The 21,145-nt window shown below is 65.4% G+C and carries 21 protein-coding genes; 14 read left to right on the forward strand and 7 right to left on the reverse strand.

All coding sequences use genetic code 11. From position 1 onward, the window contains the following. Positions 1 to 609: 609 nt before the first annotated feature. Positions 610 to 798, forward strand: coding sequence for a hypothetical protein (locus AC3A6B_RS22160; protein WP_487838801.1), 189 nt, complete (start codon positions 610 to 612; stop codon positions 796 to 798). A gap of 106 nt (positions 799 to 904) precedes the next feature. On the opposite strand, the gene AC3A6B_RS22165 is transcribed toward AC3A6B_RS22160, so the two are convergent. After that, positions 905 to 2,341, reverse strand: a complete 1,437-nt coding sequence (locus AC3A6B_RS22165) for a hypothetical protein (protein WP_487838802.1) — start codon at positions 2,339 to 2,341, stop codon at positions 905 to 907. Between the two features lie 91 nt (positions 2,342 to 2,432). Here AC3A6B_RS22165 and AC3A6B_RS22170 point away from each other — a divergent pair, with 91 nt between their 5' ends. Beyond that, on the forward strand, positions 2,433 to 3,341 hold the full coding sequence (locus tag AC3A6B_RS22170) for a LysR family transcriptional regulator (RefSeq protein WP_487838824.1): 909 nt from the start codon (positions 2,433 to 2,435) through the stop codon (positions 3,339 to 3,341). A gap of 184 nt (positions 3,342 to 3,525) precedes the next feature. Continuing rightward, entirely contained in the window at positions 3,526 to 4,368 is an 843-nt protein-coding gene (locus AC3A6B_RS22175; protein ID WP_487838803.1) for a tripartite tricarboxylate transporter substrate binding protein, read from the forward strand. A gap of 65 nt (positions 4,369 to 4,433) precedes the next feature. On the opposite strand, the gene AC3A6B_RS22180 is transcribed toward AC3A6B_RS22175, so the two are convergent. Then, entirely contained in the window at positions 4,434 to 6,098 is a 1,665-nt protein-coding gene (locus AC3A6B_RS22180) for an ankyrin repeat domain-containing protein (RefSeq protein ID WP_487838804.1), read from the reverse strand. 1,178 nt (positions 6,099 to 7,276) lie between these two features. Here AC3A6B_RS22180 and AC3A6B_RS22185 point away from each other — a divergent pair. Beyond that, on the forward strand, positions 7,277 to 7,735 hold the full coding sequence (locus AC3A6B_RS22185) for a GNAT family N-acetyltransferase (protein WP_487838805.1): 459 nt from the start codon (positions 7,277 to 7,279) through the stop codon (positions 7,733 to 7,735). A 398-nt stretch (positions 7,736 to 8,133) separates the two neighbouring features. On the opposite strand, the gene AC3A6B_RS22190 is transcribed toward AC3A6B_RS22185, so the two are convergent. The 5 genes from AC3A6B_RS22190 to AC3A6B_RS22210 all read right to left on the reverse strand — a co-directional run bounded on the left by AC3A6B_RS22190 (position 8,134) and on the right by AC3A6B_RS22210 (position 12,831). Then, on the reverse strand, positions 8,134 to 8,988 hold the full coding sequence (locus AC3A6B_RS22190) for a PEP/pyruvate-binding domain-containing protein (RefSeq protein WP_487838806.1): 855 nt from the start codon (positions 8,986 to 8,988) through the stop codon (positions 8,134 to 8,136). Between the two features lie 16 nt (positions 8,989 to 9,004). Further along, positions 9,005 to 9,415: a hypothetical protein gene (locus AC3A6B_RS22195; RefSeq protein ID WP_487838807.1), complete on the reverse strand. Its 411-nt coding sequence runs from the start codon at positions 9,413 to 9,415 to the stop codon at positions 9,005 to 9,007. Then, a complete protein-coding gene (locus AC3A6B_RS22200; protein ID WP_487838808.1) occupies positions 9,412 to 11,106 on the reverse strand; it encodes a PEP-utilizing enzyme in 1,695 nt (564 codons plus the stop codon). Before AC3A6B_RS22200 ends, AC3A6B_RS22195 begins: the two co-directional genes overlap by 4 nt. Beyond that, positions 11,090 to 11,719: a TetR/AcrR family transcriptional regulator gene (locus AC3A6B_RS22205; RefSeq protein ID WP_436296806.1), complete on the reverse strand. Its 630-nt coding sequence runs from the start codon at positions 11,717 to 11,719 to the stop codon at positions 11,090 to 11,092. Before AC3A6B_RS22205 ends, AC3A6B_RS22200 begins: the two co-directional genes overlap by 17 nt. A gap of 623 nt (positions 11,720 to 12,342) precedes the next feature. After that, positions 12,343 to 12,831 (reverse strand): hypothetical protein, encoded by a 489-nt coding sequence (locus AC3A6B_RS22210; protein ID WP_487838809.1) that lies wholly within the window; start codon positions 12,829 to 12,831, stop codon positions 12,343 to 12,345. A 187-nt stretch (positions 12,832 to 13,018) separates the two neighbouring features. Here AC3A6B_RS22210 and AC3A6B_RS22215 point away from each other — a divergent pair, with 187 nt between their 5' ends. The 10 genes from AC3A6B_RS22215 to AC3A6B_RS22260 all read left to right on the forward strand — a co-directional run bounded on the left by AC3A6B_RS22215 (position 13,019) and on the right by AC3A6B_RS22260 (position 21,108). After that, entirely contained in the window at positions 13,019 to 13,804 is a 786-nt protein-coding gene (locus tag AC3A6B_RS22215; RefSeq protein WP_487838810.1) for an ABC transporter substrate-binding protein, read from the forward strand. A 16-nt stretch (positions 13,805 to 13,820) separates the two neighbouring features. Beyond that, positions 13,821 to 14,492: an ABC transporter permease subunit gene (locus AC3A6B_RS22220; protein WP_487838811.1), complete on the forward strand. Its 672-nt coding sequence runs from the start codon at positions 13,821 to 13,823 to the stop codon at positions 14,490 to 14,492. 6 nt (positions 14,493 to 14,498) lie between these two features. Further along, positions 14,499 to 15,194: an ABC transporter permease gene (locus AC3A6B_RS22225; protein ID WP_487838812.1), complete on the forward strand. Its 696-nt coding sequence runs from the start codon at positions 14,499 to 14,501 to the stop codon at positions 15,192 to 15,194. Next, entirely contained in the window at positions 15,191 to 15,781 is a 591-nt protein-coding gene (locus tag AC3A6B_RS22230) for a hypothetical protein (RefSeq protein ID WP_487838813.1), read from the forward strand. Before AC3A6B_RS22225 ends, AC3A6B_RS22230 begins: the two co-directional genes overlap by 4 nt. Further along, complete coding sequence (locus AC3A6B_RS22235; RefSeq protein WP_487838825.1) at positions 15,778 to 16,527, forward strand: amino acid ABC transporter ATP-binding protein; 750 nt, start codon at positions 15,778 to 15,780, stop codon at positions 16,525 to 16,527. The genes AC3A6B_RS22230 and AC3A6B_RS22235 overlap by 4 nt, the downstream gene beginning before the upstream one ends. 425 nt (positions 16,528 to 16,952) lie before the next feature. After that, complete coding sequence (gene cueR / locus AC3A6B_RS22240; protein ID WP_487838814.1) at positions 16,953 to 17,417, forward strand: Cu(I)-responsive transcriptional regulator; 465 nt, start codon at positions 16,953 to 16,955, stop codon at positions 17,415 to 17,417. 251 nt (positions 17,418 to 17,668) lie between these two features. Continuing rightward, on the forward strand, positions 17,669 to 19,765 hold the full coding sequence (locus AC3A6B_RS22245) for a copper-transporting P-type ATPase (RefSeq protein ID WP_487838815.1): 2,097 nt from the start codon (positions 17,669 to 17,671) through the stop codon (positions 19,763 to 19,765). A 42-nt stretch (positions 19,766 to 19,807) separates the two neighbouring features. After that, on the forward strand, positions 19,808 to 20,275 hold the full coding sequence (locus AC3A6B_RS22250) for a DUF411 domain-containing protein (RefSeq protein WP_487838816.1): 468 nt from the start codon (positions 19,808 to 19,810) through the stop codon (positions 20,273 to 20,275). A gap of 20 nt (positions 20,276 to 20,295) precedes the next feature. After that, on the forward strand, positions 20,296 to 20,619 hold the full coding sequence (locus tag AC3A6B_RS22255) for a copper-binding protein (RefSeq protein ID WP_487838817.1): 324 nt from the start codon (positions 20,296 to 20,298) through the stop codon (positions 20,617 to 20,619). A gap of 78 nt (positions 20,620 to 20,697) precedes the next feature. Then, a complete protein-coding gene (locus AC3A6B_RS22260) occupies positions 20,698 to 21,108 on the forward strand; it encodes a hypothetical protein (protein WP_487838818.1) in 411 nt (136 codons plus the stop codon). Positions 21,109 to 21,145: the final 37 nt, after the last annotated feature.

The raw sequence follows: 21,145 nt of genomic DNA on the forward strand, positions 1-21,145 counted from the left end.
TGCGCGTTGCCCCTCCTGGCGCCCCAAGCTCCTTGTCCGAATAGTTCCTGACCTCGCCCGACAGAAAGAGAGTCCTCCACCGGACTCAACGCCAGGTGCACCTATACGGCCCTTTCGTGACGTACCCTCCTCCTATTACTGCCAGCCTTGAGCTCAACTCGCCAACATCAGGGCACCGAGCGGCGGTAGAAGCGAAGTGAAGCGCTCGACGAACCATGAACTCGTCGATGTTCCGACGCCGACTCCGCCGCCACTGGAGGAATGACATCCAGCCCCCCGCTCCTGCTCTGGATGAGCATGCGGGTCTCCAGCCGGCGCGTCAGGTCGACTGGTACCGAGGGAGGGATCATCAGATCTCGTTTCAGATGACGCGGCCGGCGCGGTGGCACTGGCCAGGGCGGAGAAGGAGTCGTCATTCGGAAGCTCCGCGAGGGCGCTGTCCTTCAGACGCTGCCTGTGAGCGCCTGCACGTCGAAGCTGCGGTAGTTCGGCAGGATGTTGCCAAGTTCCTCAAAGGCGACAGAGATGCGGACAGATCCCAGCACCCCAGTTTCAAACGGCCATTCCTTTGCCTACCGCGGGTTTCGGTTCTCGCTGCGAGCAGAGCCGATGAACGAGACCATGTTTCGGCCGGTCGCGCTCCTGGTCGATGGCCCGGCAGACTTGCAGGGAAGTGCGCTGCCCAACGACACCGGTGAGGTTGCCTACCGAACGGAGTCAGAAGCGCTGCGCCACGCCGAACAGCAGGCGATGAGGTGGGTGCATGACCGCACGGGCACCGGTCAGGCGCAGTTCTGAACGAGAGCGTGACATCAAGGCCGAATTGCCAAGCGAATGACTTTGCCGCCTATGTGTTGATGACCAGAGGAAGCGGCGCCGTCCTGTGGCAAAGCGCCGCCGAGTGTCACTGCGGCCTGTCACGCGCCGGCACGCGGGTTTCAAGAGCCGGCGGCGCATAGCTCGGATCGAAGGTGCAACCCGGTCCAAAGGCCGCTTCGTTGGCCGGGCACGCCGACGCAATGCTCGCAGGGGTGGGCTTGGTGCCCTGCTCCACCCAGGCCAGCAAGGCGGTCATCAGCGTGGGGTAGGTGGGGCTGCTGATGAAGCTGTGCGTTCCGCTGGTGGTGAATGTCTGCACGAGTCGATCGCCACTTCCGCCCTGCTGCATGATCGACTTGAAATAGGCGTCCAGCTCGACAAAGGCAGTCGGATCGCTAATCCACTTGACCGTGAGGACCGGCACCGGAATCTTGCCCACTGGGTCCGTGTCCGCCGCAAAGCGTTGGTAGGCCGCTGGATCCGCGCTGTAGCGCAGTACGCCTGCATTGAGCGCCACATCATCGGCAGAGCCCGCATAGGCCACGCCCGCGTTCCCGAATGGGCTCGAGCCGCCGGTGCGCCTACTCGTCACATCCTGGAAGTGGAACGTTCCCCAGTTCAGGTGCGACTGGATTGCACTGGCCGGGATCTTGATGACTTTCTCGATGGTCTCGATGCGCGCCTTCTGTTCGGCCGTACGGTCGGCCGAAGGCTTGTTCAGTGCGAGACATTCGTTCACGCGCGCTGCAAGGTTCGCCTGCGTCATGGTGACGCCTGCTGGAAGGCCAAGGTTCAATGCGTAGCCGCTCTCGGTGGGCCGAGGATGGTTGTTACACAGGTACTGGTAGACGACGCGCAGGTCGGTCCGGAAATCGTAGGAGCGCGTGCCTCCAGCCAGAACGCCGCTGGTGAGCAGTACGCCGTCGTAGGGTTGCTCACCGATGGTCTCTGCAGTGAACATCTCGGCGGCCTTCACGGCCACCCCCGCTCCCCACGACTGCCCGTGCAGGATGGTGCGCGCGGGCTTGCCGACGTACTGACGGAAGATGCCGCGCAGGCGCTCGGTGTCCTCGGCGGCGGCCCGCACTTCCACGCCGCCCTGGCGGAATGTGGAACCAGCCCAGGCGTAGCCGGCTTCCACCATCACCGCCCATCGTGTCAGATCTTCGACGGCCCGGTCTTCCGTCGGCGCATCCAGGCTTGGGCCGCCGTGCGCGTGGAGGACCAGCTTGCCGTTCCAAGCGGCAGGCTTTGCAATCAGGTAGTACGCCCCCTTGGAGTCGAGGCCAGACAGACAGCTCGCCGTCGAAGGGATAGCCGCAGGGCAGGAGACTGGTTTCGGCGCTGCCTCCACTGGCGGCTCATTGGGTGCCGGTTCCGAAGGCGCAGGTGCTGGCGCTGGCACCGCAGGCTGCGCCGACGGCGGCGGCGCAGGCTCATTGTCGGTGCCGCCGCCGCCGCAGGCGGAAAGCGTCAGGATCACGGTCGCAGCGACGGCAACGGAGCTACACAGTGCTTTCATTCTCTTGTCTCCTGGTAATTGCGGTGCATTCTGTGGAGCGCATCCTGATATAGCAAAGATGTCTAAAATCTCGACACCATACGAAATGAATATCGAGATTCGCCACTTGCGGTACTTCATGGCCGTCGCGCAAAGCGGGCATATCACCCGCGCCGCCGACACGCTCGGGATACAGCAGCCACCCCTGTCGCAGCAGATCCGTGCGCTCGAGGCGGAGCTCGGTACCCGGCTCTTCAATCGGCATCCCAAGGGAGTCGAGCTGACAGAGGCGGGTCGAATCCTGCAGAGCGAAGCCAAGCGCCTGCTCGCGGAGTTCGCCGTGGTTCAGGAACGCATGCTGGACTTCGTGCAAGGCCGACGTGGGCGCATCGCCATCGGCTTCACCACTTCGGCGGCTGCACACGCCTTCACCCCGGCTTCCTTGCGGTTGTGCCGCAGCCGCCACCCTGAAGTGCAGATCGATGTGAGCGAGAACAATGCCGCCGAGATCACCGAAGCGGTGCTCCATGGGCGCTTGAACTGCGGCTTCGTGCGCGTACCTGTCGCTCGCCCCCCGGGGCTGGCCTTCGATCAGCTGCTGCAGGAGCATTCCGTCCTTGCAATTCCGATAGGGCACCGGCTCGCAGTGTCAACGCGGAGGAAGGTCTCCTTGAAGGAACTGGAGGGCGAGCGGCTCATCCTGGTTCGACGTCCGGGCGCTCCAGGGCTTTACGCCAATCTGCTCGCGGCTTGCGAGCGGGCCCGGGTGAACGTCGAGCTGGCAATGGAGGTAGAGCACATGATGACAAACCTCAATCTGGTTGCTGCGGGCGTAGGACTGTCGATCGTGCCGGCTTCGATGCAGGGGGCGCATGCCAAGGCTGTTGTCTATCGAAAGCTCCAGGACGCGTCGCTGTTGAGCTCGCCGCTCACGCTCGTCTATCGGCACTCGGACTGCGACGGCCCCACGGGCAACTTCATCGCTCTGGTGCGTGAGCAAGCGGCCTCATATCGTGACTGATCCGAGCGCAGGTGGTGCAGCAGCTTTGACCTCTGACTGCCGCCAACACGTCCCTCTAAGCCGGCGCGCTCTAGTCTTGCTCGCGGTCTCCGGCGCACTGACGCCGCGTGGCTCGCCGGCGCTCGAGTCCACACAATCGGGGGCCGCGGTGCGCCGGGCATCCCCGTCGTGGGCAAAGCGCCCTGTGCTGCTCACGGTCGGCTATCCCGCAGGTGGCATCAGCGATCAGATCGCTCGCGCCCTCGCCGAAGTGCTGACGGCTCGCCTCGGCGTCGCGGTCGTTGTCGAAAACCGTGCCGGCGCGAGCGGCACGCTCGCACTTAACGTGCTGGCACGACGCGAGCCGGACGGTCACAGCCTGTGCTTCGTGGCGGCGACCGCTGTCGCGCTGCGTGCGCACGCCATGCAGGCCAACGTCACCGCCGCACGGGATGTGGCCCCGGTCGCCGGAGTCATGCGAACGCCCGTCCTCATCGTCGGCACGCGCAGCCTTCAGCCTCGTACCTTTCACGCGATGGTGGAATACGCAAAGGCCAGCCCCGGGCGCATACGCTGGGCGACTACAGGCGAGGGAACGACCGGGCATGCGGTCCTCGAGCGAGTGCGCCGCGCGAGCGGGGCGGAGATCGTCCACGTCCCCTACAAGGGCGGTGGCCAGCAACTCACGGATGCCCTGGCCGGCCATTTCGAAGTGCTATCAACGAACGTTGCTTCTGCACAGCTCAAGGAAGTCGCGGCCGGTCGGTTAGTAGCCCTCGCCGTCGGAGCATCTGAGAGACTGGCTGTGCTGCCAATCACACCAACGCTTGCTGAACTCGGCTTTGCCGGCGCCAATCTCGATTCGCTCTTCGGCATCTTCGGGCCGCCGGGGCTGCCTGCCGAGATTGCTGGCTCGCTGAACCGGGAGGTCAGTGCCGCCTTGCAGCACCCAGAGCTGCAACTGCGCCTTCGCAAGATGAACAACACGCCCTTCGAAGGCGGGATCGATGGCTTCGAGCGCGAGGTTGCGCGGCAGGCGCTCCGTTAGCGTGTGAGGCCCTTCGCGCGACAGCCGCTGTCCCCTATCGAAGGATGCCGCACGCTGCCTCCCACCTATTCGTCGGTGTCTGGCATGCCCTCGGCGCCGAGAAGCACGTCCGTGACTTCGTCCGCGAACTGGTAGCGCCTATCGCCGATTAGCACGATGTCCGAGCCGCTCGGGTCTGGCCGCGCACGCGGGAGGCCATGGGAGAACAAAGCCCTGGCGCATCCGACCCAGTCGCCGCCTTCCAGTGGTTCGTTCAGCGAAGCCCAGGACAGGGTGCCGTAGACGTTGTCGCCGAAGCCATGCAGCGTTCGCCAATCTGCGCCCTGCTCCAGCAGAAAGCGAGTGAGGGCCGCGTCGCCGCGGAAAACGGCCTGGTTTAGGGCGGTGGCATCAATGTCGCCGCCGCGGATCTCCAGCGGCCAGCCGCAGGCCACCATGGCCTTGACCGAGTCGTTGCAACCCTGCGCCGCGAGTTCCGGCAGCAGGCGCAGCCGGCCATCGTCCAGCCTCTCGATCACTCCTGGGTGGGCCTTCTGAATCGCGCGCGCCGAGTCGGCGTCGCCGCGTGCGCATGCCGCAACAAAGGCGTCATCCGCGGCTAACGGCTTCCGGTCTGCGCCTGCACGCTCCAGTAGTTCCGCAACGTCAGGCCGCCCGAAGCGAAGCGCCAGCGTGTGGGCCGGCACACCATCCTGTGTGCAGACGTCCGCCTTGGCACCCGCTGCGAGCAGGGCTTGGATGTGTGCGAGCGATCGGCGCCGTCGGATGGCCCACAACAACGGCGAACCCCACTCGGTCGTGGGCGGACCCATCGGCGGTTCGTTCGGATCGCCACCGTGGACCAGCAACAGTTGCAGCACGCCGACATCGTCGAGGTCGAGGGCGCGGTACATCGCGTTCGAGCCGGCGATCCGTGCACCGGCTTCGAGCAGGAGCTTGGTGCAAGCCGGCGCCTCAAGCGAGTGGTAGAGAGATTCGCCGTCGTTGGGGTCGGCGCCGGCGTCGAGCAGTAGCTGGGTCAGTTCCGGATCGAAGGCCTTTCCAGCGGCGCCATAGAGCGCCGACAGCCGCTCGGTCTCCGAAGGCGCCTCCAGCGAGGCTGGCGGCCAGCGGTTGCCGATGGACTGGTTGGGCGACGCGCCGGCGTCGAGTAGGAATCTCGCGCAATCACGCAGCCGCTCGCGAAAGCCCGGCCGACTGGCGAGCCCAGAATGGGTCACGGCCACCAGCGGGGGCAGGCGCAGTGGCCCATTCACTTTGTTGACCCACGCGGGGTCGCGCGTGGTGGCGCGACGAAGGGCCGGCTCATCGCCGAGGGCGCAGGCCAGGTATGGATCGTCGCCGTGCAGTGTTGGGTTCTCGCTCAGAAGCCGTGCCGCCACTGCCGGCCGGTTGGCGTTGTTGCCGCCGGCGACGTCGCCGGCGTAGACCATGCGCAGCCAGTGGCGCACCGTTTGGTTCGGGTCGTCGGCCAGCGTTCGGCGGGCAAGCACAAAGAGCTGCAGATCGGCCCAGGAGGGAAAGCCGTATTCGCGCGCGATGCACGACTGCGCGTCGTGCAGGCGCAAGGACCGAGCGGCCAAGTCCGCATCGTTTCCACCGCGAGCGGCTGGTAGGGCCTCGCGGAACCGCTGCATCGCCACGGGATCGCCGCCACGATAGAGGGCAAGCAACTCCTTGGCCTGCTTCTTCAATTGGCCGATGTCGGGCCGAGAGGGAATGCGCTTCATGAACACCTCCGTGCATCAGATGCCGATGACCCGCAATGTCGGCTGCACAAAAGGCGTGGATTGGTAGATAGAGGCAAGTGGGTTCAACCCTTCCCGCGGGCCCGGAGGCGTCTTGTACGCGGCCGGAATGATAGAGGATGTGGGCGGGGGCGCCCTCGGCTCCCGTCACGGTCATGCTCCGCCCAGCCATTGCACCAGCGCGCCGACACCGTCACAACGACCGGGACAACACCAAGAGCTCCGGCGCCGCGAAATGCACCGCACGGCAAGGCAAGGGTCATGTCTTCCATCGATCGGCTCTGAATTGCGAGCTGCCGCTTGATGGTTTTCTCGGGTCGCTGCGTGCCGTGATGTCCAAGCTCGGGATGACACGTAAGGCATCCGATGACTTCGACCATCCGCTCGCCCCGGCTTGTCACCAGCCGACAAGGCATGTCCTCCATCGCCTGCCCGAGGAAGCATGGCTACGGACTGGGACGCGCGGGCTGCCGCGTACCGTCGGGTGGGCGAGACGCGGACCGCTTAGGCAGATGCGGCCCAAGAGCAGTCGCTCGACCTCGTGGCACGATTGGCGCGGTAGGCAGCGCTCCCCAGCATCACCTCCACTGGAAGCAGTGATGTCAAAGCTCCTACGCCTTCGAGGCAAGCCCAAGATCACCGTGTCCTGCCCGGGCCAGACTCTGACGCTTTATCGCCAAGGTTCCCACGTTGGAACGTCCGTTGGGTTCGCGACTTTTGTAGCGTTCACCTTGCCGTGGCATCTCTTCCCTGCCGCCGGGCAGATGCTTCAACGTCTGACGGCAGGCGTCGCTTTCTACTTTGCGGCCACGCTGGTGGCATCACGAGCACCTCCCGATATGGATACGACTGACGCAGCCGCACGGTGGCTCTGAGGGCCGCGTTCGGCCAGGAGCGGTAGGTCGCCGCACCAACCACAGCCTATCCCTGCGGCAATCCGGCGCGGGGCCTACTATTTGCGCGACAACCCAAGTTTTCCGGCAAGCGTGAAAGCCTACCGTTTTCACATGAGGAGGACGAAATGATCCAGCCGTCGATTGAGATCCGCAGTGCCACGTCCGATGAGATTCCACGCGCCGTCGCAGCGATCGTGGCGGCATTCCTCACGGACCCGCCTGCGCGATTTGCGTGGCCTTCGCCGCACGACTATCTCTTGGGCCATGCCCGTGGCCACTGGCGAGTTCGCAGGCAGCAGTTTCCAGCATGGCACGGCCTATGTGTCCGTGGACTTCTGCGGCGCCGCACTCTGGCTGCCTCCCGGCGTGGAGCCGAACGGCCAGGCTCTCGAAAAGGTCTTCCGTGACACAGCAAAGCCTGAACACATGGGCGATCCGCTGGCCACCTTCGAGAAGATGGAACAGTCGCATCCTCGAGAGGCTCATTGGTACTTGCCCCAGATTGGCGTCGAGCCGAACGCACAGGGAAAAGGCATCGGGGCCGCGTTGATGCGTCACGCTCTCGCCCGTTGCGACCAGGACCGATCATTGGCATATCTCGAGGCTTCGAAGCCGCAGAACATCCCGTTCTACCAGCGCCATGGTTTCGAGGTGATAGGCGAGATCCAGGTGGGTTCGGCACCGCTCGTCACGCCCATGCTCCGTAAGCCCCGCCAACCATGACACCTGACCTCGCGCGGAACTGGGCGGCTTCTTCATCCATCCGGATTGCTGATGTGCTCGACGACGCCATCGTGCCCGCGGTCGGCCTTCGCATCCCGGAGGCCTGACACCGGATGAACCACACCCGGTGGAATGGGGAGCCATGTTGCCTCGCTCCGGCGTTGTCGTCAGCTTGGCCGGCATGGCGCTGATTGTGTTTCGGGCGCGCGACACCTCACCACAACTGACTGAACGATGAGGCCATCTTGGGAAAGAGGCGAAACGGGCTCCAAGACCTCTCCGCCGATGACGTAGCTCCAGCCCAGCGCCCTGGAAAGGCGGTAAGGGTTGTCCTTCGCGTAGCTGTGCTCGGCCGGATCGCGAAGCCTCTGCGGGGCGTGCCGGTTGCTGCGCGTCTGCTAGTTCGGCAGGCGCACGTCCGTGTGGTCGCCTGCAGCTGGACTTGGCATCGCGGTGAGCGCTCGCCGCTGCAGGAGGTAGAGCCGGCCGCCGGCGAACGCCCACTCGAGGTCGTGGCTCCCGCCGAACACCTCGTCGCAGCGAAGCGCCAGCGCATGAAGCGCCGCGAGCTGTGCATCGTCGAGGCAGAGCACGCGGGCGAGCCCCTCGGGAACCTGTGCGCTGCTTGTGCCGCCTTCCGGGTCGGTGCGTACGGCGACGTCCTTCAGTCCCGCGATTCGCGCGACGACGGCACCGTCACGCCTCAAGCGGAACCGATCTGGGATGACGAGACCGGCAACGACCGATTCCCCGAGCCCCCAGGCCGCCTCGACCACGAGCTCGTCCGACCCGTTGACGGGGTTGCGGCTGAAGAGCACGCCGGCGGAGTCCGCGTCGACGAGCTCCTGTACGACGACGGCCATTCTCGGCTCGCGCGGCAGCCGGAGGCGCTCGCGGTACGCGAACGCTGAAGGCGAGCGCGCCGAGCGCCAGATGGCGGACACGGCGTCAACGAGTTCGGGCTCGGAGCGCAGGTTCAGCTGCGTCAGGTGCTGTCCTGCGAAGCTCGCCTGCTCGGAGTCCTCGCCCACTGCGGACGAGCGCGCCACGAGCGGGGCGCCGAGCGTGCGAAAGACTGCAGCCAGCCGCTGCCTCGCATCGCGTTCGTCAGCAGCGACTGCATCCACGAACCCGTACGGAAGCGCGACGCCCGCGGGAACGGGCAGGCCCGCACGCGTGGCGGCAGCCAGCTGCGCGGCCTTGCCGCCGAACAGGCTGTCCTCGAGCTCCTCGGTGAGCGCTGCCGGTTTCATCGTCGCCTGCCCGCAATCAGGGAGCGGCCCCCGCGCCGACGTCGAGCACCTGAAGCCTCGGCTGCACGAGAAGGCCGGCTGCGTGCACGGCGCTCTGGCGGAAGAGCGCCCCGAGCTGCGCCACGCGTCTCGGATAGAGAGACTCCGCTGCCGCGGTCGTCGCTGCGTCCGCCAGCCGACTTTCGCCACGCAGTGCCGGCTGGAGGGACGCCCACGGCCTGAGTAGCTCGGCGAGCTCGGCGAGATTCGAAGACGCGGGCCGAAAGCAACTGTCGTCGCCGAGCTCGAGGAGATCTAGACCGGCGAGCGCCGAGTGGATGGCGGCGGCTACTGCGCATGCCTCTTGAAGGACGGCCGCCCGCGCAGGAGTGATGGGCAGCGCCTGATCCGGCCGTACCCGTTCGGTCGGTGCGGCTGCTTCGGTCATGCGACGACCTCGGCCTCGCCCGCGGTGCCATTGACGATGACCCTCGCACCGTCCAGGAGCACGGAGGTCGCATCGGTGCACCCGACGACTGCTGGCAGCCCGTACTCGCGCGCGACGATCGCGGCGTGCGAGAGCAGCCCGCCCCGGTCGGTCACGATCGCGCCGAGGAGAGGCAGCACGATGTTGAATGCCGTCGTCGTGGAGTTCGTGACGAGGACGTCGCCCCGCTCGATGCGACCAAACTCCTCGGTGCCGCGAATCACCCGTGCGGTGCCTTCGTACACGCCCGGGCTGACGCCGATACCGTGAACCTTTCGCTCCTCGGTGCGTGGCTTCGGCGCGGCGAAGATCGCCTGCACGGCTGCACCGATCGCGCGCTCCAGCCTTGCCGCCGAGGGCGGCAGCCACTCGGGCGGCAGCGGATCGCCCGGCTCGCCGCCGAGAAACGCCGGCGCATCCGCGTAGCGCGCCTTGAGCCGGTAGCGCGCACGCTCGGCCAGTTCCTCGCCCGATGGGCCGTCGCCGGACTCGACGAGGCTTCGCAGCTCCGCGTAGCCAGCCTCGACGAGATGGCTCGCATCGGCGAGCCGCCCCGCCGCCGTAAGGCGGCGGCCGGCCGCCAGGATCGCGCGCCGCATAATCCCGATCGCCCAGAGGTCAGCGTAGATGCCCCGCTCGTCGCGTAGCCGGTAGGTCGCCCGAGCCTCCTCGAGCAGCGCGTCGAACGCATCGCGATGCCGAGCGGGCACTGCGTCGCGCAACTCAGAGGTCTTCCGGTCCAAGTCGTTCGCCGGTGGAGCCTCGAGGCGATCGAATGCTGTGCGGATCGCTCCGACGATCAGCTCGGGAAGCTCGTGCACCGACGGGTCGCCCACGTCCTCGCCGTTTACCGGCCGGTAGGCGACACGATCGACGTATGCCGAAGCGAGCCGGCCCGTGTCGCCGGACAGCGAGCGAAGCGCGGCGACCACCTCGCCCGGCTCTCCGGCCGACCTGAGCAAGGCCGTCGCCGCCGTATCCCGTCGGAGAGCTCCGACCAGTCGCCCGAGCTCCTCGTCAGCACCGAGCGGGTCGGGGTTTGCGCCCTGGAGGAGACCGAGTAACTGGGCCGGCGAGCGGCCTGTCCACTCTTGCGCGTGCACGAGGAAGTCGCCCACAGGCAGGAGCGCCGGCACGTTGAAGAGGTGATGGATGTACGCGCCATGGATCTGGTTCTCGCGGCAGCGATCGATGTATGCGAGGAGCGCAGGCGTGTCGAGCGCCGCCGGGTCAACCGCGAGCAGCGCGAGGTGAGCTCGGATCGCCGCGGGCTTTACCTCCCGGTCCCAGCGCTCGAGGTCCTCACGCCAGAGCTTGCGCTCGAACACGGTCGCGCTCGTCTCGAGCCGGCGCCGAATCATTGGGTGACTGCGCGCGAGCTCGTCCCACACCTCTTTCGGAGGGTGACCGACCGCCTCCCTCGGCGCGCCGACGGGACGTGCGCAGTAGTACGGGAACCCGTTGACGAAGCCCGCCTCCAGGCACTCGAGCAACGATCCGTAGCGGCGGAGGCTCTCGCCGAAGCCGCGCTGGAACGCGTCGGGAAAGATCTCCACGTGGAAGCGGGTCACCGGCCGCGTCCAGTGAGTCGGGTCGAGGAACCACGATCCCGGACCGGGCGGGGCGAAGGTCTGCTCAGCGACGAGTGTCATCGTTACCAACCTCCTTCATGCTTGCCGGATTGCGGCGAAGTTCGTCCGTCAGCACGCGTACGGCCCAGGCGGCGGCCTTGCCGGCCTCCTGGCCCTCGAGGTCCCACTGGTCGCGCATCGCCTGCCAAGCGGGGGCGCTCACGAGCAGGTAGATCACCGCAAGGGCGCGTCGGCGCTCGGCCGGCCCGAGCCCGCCGGTGACCTCCCGCATCGCCTTCTCGAACGTCGCCAGTCGCCGGCGCCGCGTGCGGGCCCGGATCTCCTGTCCGCGCTTCGATAGGAGGGCGCGGATCAACGGCGCTCGCTCGTCGTACATGCGATAGAGCGCTGGCGCCATCTCGCGGACGCCCTCGAGCGTGTCCGGGTAGGAAAGGAGGACGACCCGCAGGTGCTCCTCCGCCCACTCACCGAACTCGTCGAAGAGCGCCTCCTTGGTCGGGAAGTGCCGGTAGACGGTACGGACCGACACGCGGGCGCGCATGGCGACAAGCGGAACCGTGACCTCGTTGACCTCCTCGTCCGCCAGCACATCCGCCGTCGCCTCCAGTATCCGAAGGCGCGTCTGCTCCATCTGTTCTGCGCGGAGCGGGCTCTCGTACGTGGTCGTGCTCATGACACGATAAGGATAATCACGTCATGGTGTCGTGTCAAGAAGGCATGGCGGCATGTCATCAATTGCCCGCGCCCCGGCGCGCCATCCCGGTATCGAAGGCCGATCGGTGACAAGGGTTGGGCGGGCCTGCACGGCGCTCATCAAAGACGCGTTGACGATGCGACCGCCGTTTGGAATTGGACGATAAGAGTCCCATGCTCACTATTTGTTGCGATCCTCAGTCTGTACATGGAATGTGTGCACATGGAGTCGTTCGAATGCACAGCCACGGCCGAGAAAGCCATTGAACCCAGCGCATGCCATCCCCGGCAAGCGGTCCAGCGCCACCGACGGCGTGTCAGGCAGACCAGCCGTGACCACACCAGCAGCACGCGTCGCTGACCGAAAGTGACCTGGCTGTCGTAGCGCCCTATTCAGGCGCGCGCCCTGCTGGAGCAGCAGACGGCGCCCTGTGGCCGTGTTGTAGACCGCCTGGTTTACGCTGGCGATCACCTGCCCCGGGACTTCCTAATTGATGCCCGTCACCAACGCTGCGGAAATCACCGTGCCCGCCATCACCTGGTACGGCGATGTGGGCAGCTGCAGGCTGCCCTGGTTGCGCGTGCCGCCCTCCCCCGCCTTCGTCATGAATGTCCCTTTCGCATCCTGGCGGTTCTGCGCTGTCGTCGATCTGAGGGGGTAGCCGCAGGTGGCGTGCCGGTAGCCATCGCATTGAATGGGCTCTGGCTCGAAGCGGCGATGCCTGCATCCGTGTTCACTGCCGGAGGCGTTGATGAAGGGGCGGCCATCTGCCGGGCACCACCGCCGCCGCTTCCCGCCCCTCGGAAGAACACCGAGGATCGCCGCGCCGCCTCTTCGTCCGCCAACTGCGCCGGGTCTGTGCTGCGCGGCGCCATCCGCTGATCCACTGGCTGCTGCGACTTCACGATGGCAAGGCCCACGTCGCCCGGCAGCGGGTCGCCCAGCACCGGCGGCGTTGCCTTCGGTGCCGGCGCAAGGCCGGCGTCATCCTTGGGCAGTCGGTCCAGGTTCTGCGACTTCGCAATGCGATCGACGTTGTACAGCTCAATCCCGGGCGCACGGGAACGCTGCTGCGACTGCAACGACCACAAGGTGCCCCCAGCACCAATGCACATGCATTTTTACTGTCATGCAAGCGTACTTCGATGACCAGCACGCGCTCAGGGACCTGCTCGAATAACTTGGCTGAACGAGCAATTGCTTGGCGCGCAAGCGTTGTGCGAGTTCTGATTTCACTCGAGGATCGTGCCGCTGCAACGGTCTCTTCAAGGTCATCTCATGAACTTCTCCGCACATGGCATTCAGTTCCGCCGTCGATGGATCTGCCTGGCGATGGCGTCGTGCCTCTGGGCCGGCACTGTCCAGGCCCAGGACAGCTATCGCATTGCAACGGAAGGCACCTATCCGCCCTGGAGCTTCAAGGATGCGCAGGGCACGCTGCAGGGCTGGGACGTCGACATCGCGAACGCGCTGTGCGAGGCGATGAAGGCCCGGTGCGAAATCGTTGCCCAGGACTGGGACGGGATGTTGCCGGGCCTCATGTCCCGCAAATTCGACCTGATCGTCGCCAGCATGGCGATCACCGAACAGCGCCGCCAGCGCGTGGCCTTCTCCACCAAGTACAAGGAGACCGTCTCCCGGTTCATCGCCCGCAAACACGCCCTGGCGGACGTGAGCCCGGAAGCGCTCAAGGGCAAGTCGATCGGCGTGCAACGCGGCTCGATCCAGGCCGGCTATCTGAGCCACGAGTACAAGAACTCGGAACTGCGGTTCTACGACACCCCGCAGGCAGCCGAACTCGACCTGGTCGCCGGACGCGTCGAGTACATCTTCGGCAACATGGTGACCTACTTCGTGGGCTTCATGAAGACGCCGGAAGCTCGGAACTTCGCCTTCGTCGGCCCGGAATTCAAGGGTGGGCTCCTCGGGGAAGGCAACGGTATCGCCGTGCGCAAGGACGACCCGCAGACGCTGTCCAAGGTCAACGCTGCGCTCGAAGCCATCCGCGCGGACGGGACCTACGATCGCATCACGGCGAAGTACTTCCCCTTCAAGCTGATGTAGCCCGGCGGCACGAGGTATGGGGATTCTTCATGGCTACGAAGGTCAGCTGCTCCTGGGCGCCTTGACCACTTTGAGGCTCGCGGCGGCCGCGCTCGCGCTGGGCACGCTCCTGGGCGCGGGCGGCTGCTGGCTGCAGCTCTCGGGCTACCGGCCGTTGCAGGCGTTGGGCCACGCCTACGCCGCTATCGCCCGGGGCGTCCCGGATCTGCTGATCGTCTTCGCGGTCTTCTTCGGCGGGTCGCTCACGCTGGCCACCCTGACAGGCCGGCACGTCGAGATCGACACGTTCGTGGCGGGCGCCGTCGCGCTGGCCCTGTCCTTCGGCGCCTACGCCGCGGAGATCGCGCGCGGCGCGCTGCTGTCGGTGTCCAGCGCGCAACGAGAGGCAGCGCGGACGCTGGGCTTGTCCAGGTTCCAGACGCTCTGGACGGTCGTGTTGCCGCAGGCTGCACGTGCGGCGCTGGCCCCCTTCGGCAACCAGTCGATCGTGCTGCTCAAGCAGACGTCCATCGTCTCCATCGTGGGCTGCGACGAACTCATGAGAAAGGCCGCGGAAGCTTCGGGCGCCACGCGCCAGCCGTTCACGATGTACCTGGCGACAGCGTGCATCTACCTGGCGCTAACCACCTTCCTGACGCTGTGCCTCGAATGGGCCGAACGCAGGACCTTGTCCTTGGCGGCCAGGTGATCCGACATGTTCGACCTCTCCCTTCTCAGGTCCATCCTGCCTGCGCTGTTGACGGGCGCCAAGCTCACGCTGGTGCTTACCGCACTGGTCATCCTCGTGGGCCTCGCGCTGGCATTGCCCGTCGCCCTGTGCAGGAACTCCCGTCTCCAGGGGCTGCGCGCTGCCGCCAACGCTTATATGCTGTTCTTTCGGGGCACCCCGGCGCTGGTCCAGCTGTTCCTGCTGTACTACGGCGCTGGCCAGTTCGAGTCCATCCGCGATTCGTTTCTGTGGCCCGTGCTGCGCGACCCCTTCTGGTGCGTCGTGATTGCGCTCGGTCTCAATTCGGCATCCTACGCCGGCAAGACCCTGGCCGCCGCGCTCGACGCTATTCCGAGGGGAATCCGTGAAGCCAGCTTCGTGCTCGGGCTCAGCCGGCCGCACGCGTTCTGGCGGATCGATCTGCCCCTCGCCATGCGCACGGCGCTGCCGGCCCTCGGCAACGACGTCATCCTGACCTGCAAGGCGACCTCGCTGGCCAGTACGGTGACTCTGCTTGAACTCACCGGCACCGCGCGCCTTCTCACATCCGAAACCTATGCGCCGTACGAAGTATTTTTCGGTGCCGGCCTTGTCTACCTTGCGATCAACTATCTCCTGATGTCCGGCCTGCGCAGGCTGGAACGCACTTTCAACATCCAGGGATCCCCACAGCCATCATGAAGCTCATCACCCTCGGACCCGCAGGCAGCAACCACGAATTCGTGACGCTGCGCTATATCGACTTTCATGGGCTGGGCGACCGCGCGACCGTGACACTGGCCACCGACTTCGCGCACTGTGCCGATGCCGTGTTGAAAGGCACCGCCGATTTCATGGTCCAGTGCGCGGTGCACCCGGCATGCACGGCGACGATGGCCAGGTACTTTGACGGGCTGTTCGCGGTCGACGCGTTCATCTCGCCCAGCCGAGATCTTGCGATCATTCAGCGCAACGATGCCGTGCAGCCTCGCTCGCTGGTGGTCATGCGCCCGACGCTCGACTACATCGATGCCAGCCAATGGGACCACATCGAGCTGGTGGCGACCGTGGCGGAAGTCACCAGTGGCCTGGTGGCCGGGACCTACGCCGCCGGCCTGGGCTATGCGGCGGTCGCTCAGTCGCATCCCGACATCTTGCACGTGACGCAATTCATCGGCACTGTGGACGATGCGTGGATCGTCTATGGCCGGGCCCGTGTGAGCGGAGGAAAGCTGCTGGCATGGCGCGACAGTCCCGCCAGCCGGCTCTATGGACAGGCAGCAGGATGATGGATGGACCCAACCCGCCGCTGGTGGTCAACGTCGCGAAGGTCTCGAAGCATTTCGGGGCCCATCAGGTGCTCCGCGAGGTCGACATGACCGTAAAGGCCGGCGAGCGCGTGGTCGTGTGCGGGCCTTCCGGCTCGGGCAAGTCGACGCTTGCGCGGTGCATCAGCGGGCTGGAGGCCTATGGCAGCGGCACGGTGATCGTCAACGGCACGACGATTTCACCGCAGATGCGCCACAAGGATCTTGTTGTGGCCAGCATCGGCATGGTGTTCCAGCAGTTCAACCTGTTTCCGCATCTGACGGTGCTGGAGAACTGCACGCTGGCGCAGACGTGGGTGCTGCGCCGATCAAAGAGCGAGGCGCGCGACATCGCCCTGGCGCATCTCGCGAAAGTGCGGCTGGCCGACAAGGCCTCGGCCAATCCGGCCCAGCTCTCGGGCGGTCAGCAGCAACGCGTCGCCATCGCCCGCGCGCTGTGCCTGAATCCGTCGGTGATGCTCTTCGACGAGGCGACCTCCGCGCTGGACCCCGAGATGGTCAAGGAGGTTCTGGAAACCATGATCCTCCTGGCGCGCGACGGGATGACGATGATCTGCATCACGCATGAGATGGGCTTCGCGCGTGCGGTCTCGGACAAGGTCGTGTTCATGGACGGCGGATGCATCGTGCAGCAGGCCTCGCCGGACGCGTTCTTCAGCGCGAACACCGACCCGAGGATCCACAGGTTTCTCAGCCAAGCGTTTTGAGGTGCTGCGGTTCCTGAAGCGTATTCCTCAGCAAGGACCAGGGTCAGACCTGGACGGAGATCGCGAAGGACGGGACGATCCATGAGTGACACACATGTGTCGAGGATGATGCGCCTGCGGCCGCAGCTGAAGCAGCCAGGAATTGCCGCTCAAGTAAGGCTCAAAGGCCCGACGTGGGGGCCCAGCCTCCGCCAGCACTGCAGCCATAGTGGCGCGGTCTTTCAAGCTCTCAACGAGAACTTTCTTCGTCGGACTTCGCATACACGTCCAGCAGGGCCGCTTAACCCTGAAAGAAGGTGGGGTTCGTACATGTCGGATTGACCTTCCCATGATGGGAGAGTTGATATTTCCTGAATCGGAAAACTCAGACAGGAGATGTCGATGAGCAAGAGTATGCGTCGCAGCGCTGGGATAGGAGGTGCGTGATGTGCAGCACCTTTGATGGGCCGTTCAATATCGGCGAGGCATCCGCCCGTTGCGGGGTCAATGCCAAGATGATCCGTCACTACGAATCACTTGGACTGTTGCCCAAGGTCGGCCGCACGGACTCGGGCTATCGCCAGTACACCGAGAACGATGTGCACACGCTGCGGTTCATTCGGCGCGGACGCTCTCTCGGCTTCAGCATGGCCGAGATTTCCGAGCTGTTGAAGCTGTGGCAGAACAAGCGCCGCGCAAGCTCCGACGTCAAACGCATTGCCCTGACGCGTGCCGAGGACCTCAGCCGGCGCATTGAAGAGATGGAAAGCATGAAGCGCACGCTTGAGCGGCTGGCGGACTGCTGCCAGGGAGACCAGAGGCCGGACTGCCCCATCATCGACGAACTCGCCGAGCTCACCGGATTCGCTGACTGCCATCACACATCCAAAGCTCAAGTCCTTGAGACCTAGCCTGCGGCCGATACCAGATATGGATTGACCTTCCCACGGTTGGAGGGTTGAGACTGGCGATACCGGAGATCTCAATGAAGCCACATTCTCACCATCCCGCCGCGCCCATCGCGACGCCCCAGGAAGGTTCGCACGGACACGATCATCGCCACCACGGTGCTGATGGCCAGGGTGCCGCAGCTGGTCCTGGTGCTCACCGTGGCTCTGCGAGAAAGACGGGCGGCAGTGCGGACATCGAGTACACCTGTCCCATGCACCCACAGGTTCGCCAGATGGGGCCTGGGAGTTGCCCCATCTGCGGGATGGCGCTGGAGCCGGTTGTCGCGACCGAGGCGACCGGGGAAAGCGCGGAGTTGCGGGACATGAACCGCCGGCTCTGGATCGGATTGGCGCTCAGCCTGCCCGTGGTCGCGCTCGAGATGGGTGGACACCTCATCGACCTGCATCGCTTGCTGAGCCAGCAAACGTCCAATTGGCTGCAGATGCTCTTCGGCACGCCCGTCGTGCTGTGGGCCGGCTGGCCGTTTTTCGTGCGAGGCTGGGCCTCGGTGAAAAGCCGCAATCTCAACATGTTCAGCCTCATTGCGCTCGGAACCGGCGTCGCGTGGATGTACAGCGTTGTCGGCACCGTGGCGCCCGCGCTGTTCCCGGCGGAACTGCGCATCATGGATGGCGCGGTCCCGATCTACTTCGAGGCCGCGGCAGTCATCACCGTCCTGGTCCTCCTCGGGCAGGTGCTGGAACTGCGAGCGCGTGAGAAGACATCTGGAGCGATACGCGCATTGCTCGACCTCGCGCCGAAAACGGCGGTACGGGTGAAGAGCGACGGGTCCGATGAAACGGTCGAGATCGACACCATCGCCGTGGGCGAGCATTTGCGGGTTCGACCTGGCGAAAAGGTGCCGGTGGATGGAGAGGTCGTGGAGGGCAAGGGCACGGTAGACGAATCAATGATCACCGGCGAGCCGATTCCCGTCGCCAAGGCGGCCGGCTCCAAGGTGACGGCGGGAACCCTGAATCAGACGGGCGGCTTCGTGATGCGCGCCGAAAGGGTGGGTGCGGACACCTTGCTGGCCCAGATCGTCCACATGGTCGCGTCGGCCCAGCGCAGCCGCGCGCCGATTCAGCGCATGGCAGACCAGGTCGCGGGCTGGTTCGTCCCGGTGGTGGTGATCGTGGCGGCCCTGACCTTCGTTGCCTGGCTCGTCTGGGGGCCCAGTCCGGCCCTGTCATACGCGCTGGTGTCGGCCGTTGCGGTCCTCATCATCGCCTGCCCCTGCGCACTGGGCCTGGCGACGCCGATGTCCATCATGGTCGGCGTCGGCAAAGGTGCCCAGCACGGGGTCCTCATCCGCGACGCCGAGGCGCTGGAACGCATGGAAAAGGTCGATACGCTCGTAGTCGACAAGACCGGGACGTTGACCGAAGGCAAGCCGAAGGTCGTGCATGTCGAGGCGGCGGAAGGCTTTGACGCCGACACCGTTATTCGAAAGCTCGCCAGCGTGGAACGAGCGAGCGAGCACCCCTTGGCTGCCGCCATCGTTGCAGAAGCCCAGAAGCGCGGGTTGCCGCTGCTGGCCGTCACGGACTTCGACTCTCCCGTGGGGAAGGGCGTTGTTGGGACCGTGGAGGGCGCACGTGTGGCCTCGGGCAGCGCGAAGTTTTTGGCCGAGCAAGGCATCGAAGCCGGAGCCATGAACACGGTCGCCGAAAGCGTGCGGGCGAATGCCGCGACGGTCATCTTCGTGGGCATCGATGGGCGGATGGCCGGTTTTGTCGGCATCGCGGACCCGATCAAGGACAGCACGCCCCAGGCCGTCTCCGCATTGCGGCAGGAAGGCATCCGGGTCGTCATGCTTACCGGCGACGGACGCACAACGGCACAGGCCGTTGGGCGTCAGCTTGGGATCGACGAAATAATTGCCGAGGTCTTGCCGCAGGACAAGTCGTCGGTGGTCGAGAGACTGAAGGCGGAAGGTCGCGTCGTGGCCATGGCCGGTGATGGCGTCAACGATGCCCCCGCCCTGGCTGCTGCAGACGTCGGCATCGCCATGGGAACCGGCACCGACGTGGCGATGGAGAGCTCGGGCGTGACGCTGCTGCATGGCGATCTGATGGGCATCGCACGAGCTCGTCGCCTCTCCCAGGCTACGATGAAGAACATCCGAACGAATCTGTTCTTCGCCTTCGTCTACAACGCGGCGGGCATACCTCTGGCGGCGGGCGTGCTCTACCCGTTCTTCGGCATCCTGCTGTCGCCGGTGATTGCAGCGGCGGCGATGGCGATGTCCTCTGTCAGCGTCATTGCCAACTCTCTGCGTCTGCGCACAAGCAGAGTGATCGACTGAACCGCTGGCGGCACCGAACAACACACTCGAAAGAGAGTCCACATGAAAAGACGTTCACTCCTCCTCGCGATCGCAGCGACTCCCGTCCTGCACCCAGGCCTTTCCCATGCGGCTGCGTCCATCCACGTCTACAAGAACCCGGATTGCGGCTGCTGCAGCGCCTGGGTCGACCACCTGAAGGCTGCCGGATTTGCCGTGCAAGTGACCGAAACTCCAGATACCTCGAGCGTGCGCAAGCGCTTCGGGATCCCGGAGCGCTTTGCAGGCTGCCACACCGCGACGCTGGAAGGCTATGTCCTGGAGGGCCATGTGCCTGCGGACGATATCAAGCGCTTGCTGGCCATGAAGCCGCAGGCCATCGGCCTTTCTGTCCCTGGCATGCCGGTGGGTTCGCCAGGCATGGAGTACGGCGACCGCCGCGACCCTTACAAGGTGCTACTCATTGATCGCCGTGGCGGGGAGCGTGTCTTTGCCAGTTATGCGGGCAGCCCTGGTGGAGCAGCAAGGTGAGATGGCCTTCCGTCCTCGCGATGGGACTGGTTCTCGCGACCGCCGGCGCCCAGGCGCAAACATCCCCGAATGCTCCGTCCGCGTCCAAGAAACCAGCGAGAGCCGGTCAGGCTGCCTTGCTACCCCTGGCCGACGCAACGGTCGAGCGTGTCCTTCGTGAATCCGGTGAAATCGTCCTGGATCACGGGGATTTGCCCAACCTCGCGATGCCAGCGATGACCATGGCGTTCGACGTGGGGAACAAGAAGATGCTCGATGCGGTCAAGCCTGGCGACAAGATCCTGTTTCAAGCGGAGATCGTCAAAGGCAGGCCGACCATCACGCACCTGGAACGTGCTCGCTAGCGAGTGCCGGCGCGGTCGCAGCCGGTCTCCGGGATAAGTGAATGGGCAAGGCCAGGTAACCCCTCTACAATTTCGGCAATGACCAGCTTTCGCGCAATCCTGCTGTGGCTCATGATGCTCGCGGTGCCCTTCCAGGGCTACGCGGCTGCGGCCATGGGGTTTTGCGCACCTGAGCCAGCGCAGATGGGTGCCAGCGTGGCGCACGATCACAGCCAGCACGACCATGCCTCGCCGCAAAGCGCCGAGCATCACCATTTAAACGTGAGCGGGGAGGATGGTGCAGACCCTCACGAATCGCTGGCTGCGCTAGCCGACCAGTCCGATACGTTCCACAAGTGCGGCAGCTGCGCTGCGTGCCACTCGGTCGGCATGATGCCAACGCTCGGCACGTCCGTGCTTCACGGTCTTCCTCAGGCTGATCTCGTAGAGCCCTTCTACGTCGTGGCCATCGTCTCGCCTCGCGTTCCCCACAAACCTCCTCGCGCGTAACTGCGTCCAGCGCCCGGCAGCTCGGCTGCCTGCGCGC

This window comes from Variovorax sp. Soil_C_33 (assembly GCF_057656935.1).

What these genes read in the sequence shown, in the direction of transcription:
- AC3A6B_RS22160 (WP_487838801.1), top strand. Translation starts at nt 610, where the DNA reads ATGAACGAGACCATGTTTCGGCCGGTCGCGCTCCTGGTCGATGGCCCG.
- AC3A6B_RS22165 (WP_487838802.1), bottom strand. Translation starts at nt 2,341, where the DNA reads ATGAAAGCACTGTGTAGCTCCGTTGCCGTCGCTGCGACCGTGATCCTG.
- AC3A6B_RS22180 (WP_487838804.1), bottom strand. Translation starts at nt 6,098, where the DNA reads ATGAAGCGCATTCCCTCTCGGCCCGACATCGGCCAATTGAAGAAGCAG.
- AC3A6B_RS22185 (WP_487838805.1), top strand. Translation starts at nt 7,277, where the DNA reads ATGCCCGTGGCCACTGGCGAGTTCGCAGGCAGCAGTTTCCAGCATGGC.
- AC3A6B_RS22190 (WP_487838806.1), bottom strand. Translation starts at nt 8,988, where the DNA reads ATGAAACCGGCAGCGCTCACCGAGGAGCTCGAGGACAGCCTGTTCGGC.
- AC3A6B_RS22195 (WP_487838807.1), bottom strand. Translation starts at nt 9,415, where the DNA reads ATGACCGAAGCAGCCGCACCGACCGAACGGGTACGGCCGGATCAGGCG.
- AC3A6B_RS22200 (WP_487838808.1), bottom strand. Translation starts at nt 11,106, where the DNA reads ATGACACTCGTCGCTGAGCAGACCTTCGCCCCGCCCGGTCCGGGATCG.
- AC3A6B_RS22205 (WP_436296806.1), bottom strand. Translation starts at nt 11,719, where the DNA reads ATGAGCACGACCACGTACGAGAGCCCGCTCCGCGCAGAACAGATGGAG.
- AC3A6B_RS22215 (WP_487838810.1), top strand. Translation starts at nt 13,019, where the DNA reads ATGAACTTCTCCGCACATGGCATTCAGTTCCGCCGTCGATGGATCTGC.
- AC3A6B_RS22220 (WP_487838811.1), top strand. Translation starts at nt 13,821, where the DNA reads ATGGGGATTCTTCATGGCTACGAAGGTCAGCTGCTCCTGGGCGCCTTG.
- AC3A6B_RS22225 (WP_487838812.1), top strand. Translation starts at nt 14,499, where the DNA reads ATGTTCGACCTCTCCCTTCTCAGGTCCATCCTGCCTGCGCTGTTGACG.
- AC3A6B_RS22230 (WP_487838813.1), top strand. Translation starts at nt 15,191, where the DNA reads ATGAAGCTCATCACCCTCGGACCCGCAGGCAGCAACCACGAATTCGTG.
- AC3A6B_RS22235 (WP_487838825.1), top strand. Translation starts at nt 15,778, where the DNA reads ATGATGGATGGACCCAACCCGCCGCTGGTGGTCAACGTCGCGAAGGTC.
- cueR (WP_487838814.1), top strand. Translation starts at nt 16,953, where the DNA reads ATGTGCAGCACCTTTGATGGGCCGTTCAATATCGGCGAGGCATCCGCC.
- AC3A6B_RS22245 (WP_487838815.1), top strand. Translation starts at nt 17,669, where the DNA reads ATGCACCCACAGGTTCGCCAGATGGGGCCTGGGAGTTGCCCCATCTGC.
- AC3A6B_RS22250 (WP_487838816.1), top strand. Translation starts at nt 19,808, where the DNA reads ATGAAAAGACGTTCACTCCTCCTCGCGATCGCAGCGACTCCCGTCCTG.
- AC3A6B_RS22255 (WP_487838817.1), top strand. Translation starts at nt 20,296, where the DNA reads ATGGGACTGGTTCTCGCGACCGCCGGCGCCCAGGCGCAAACATCCCCG.
- AC3A6B_RS22260 (WP_487838818.1), top strand. Translation starts at nt 20,698, where the DNA reads ATGACCAGCTTTCGCGCAATCCTGCTGTGGCTCATGATGCTCGCGGTG.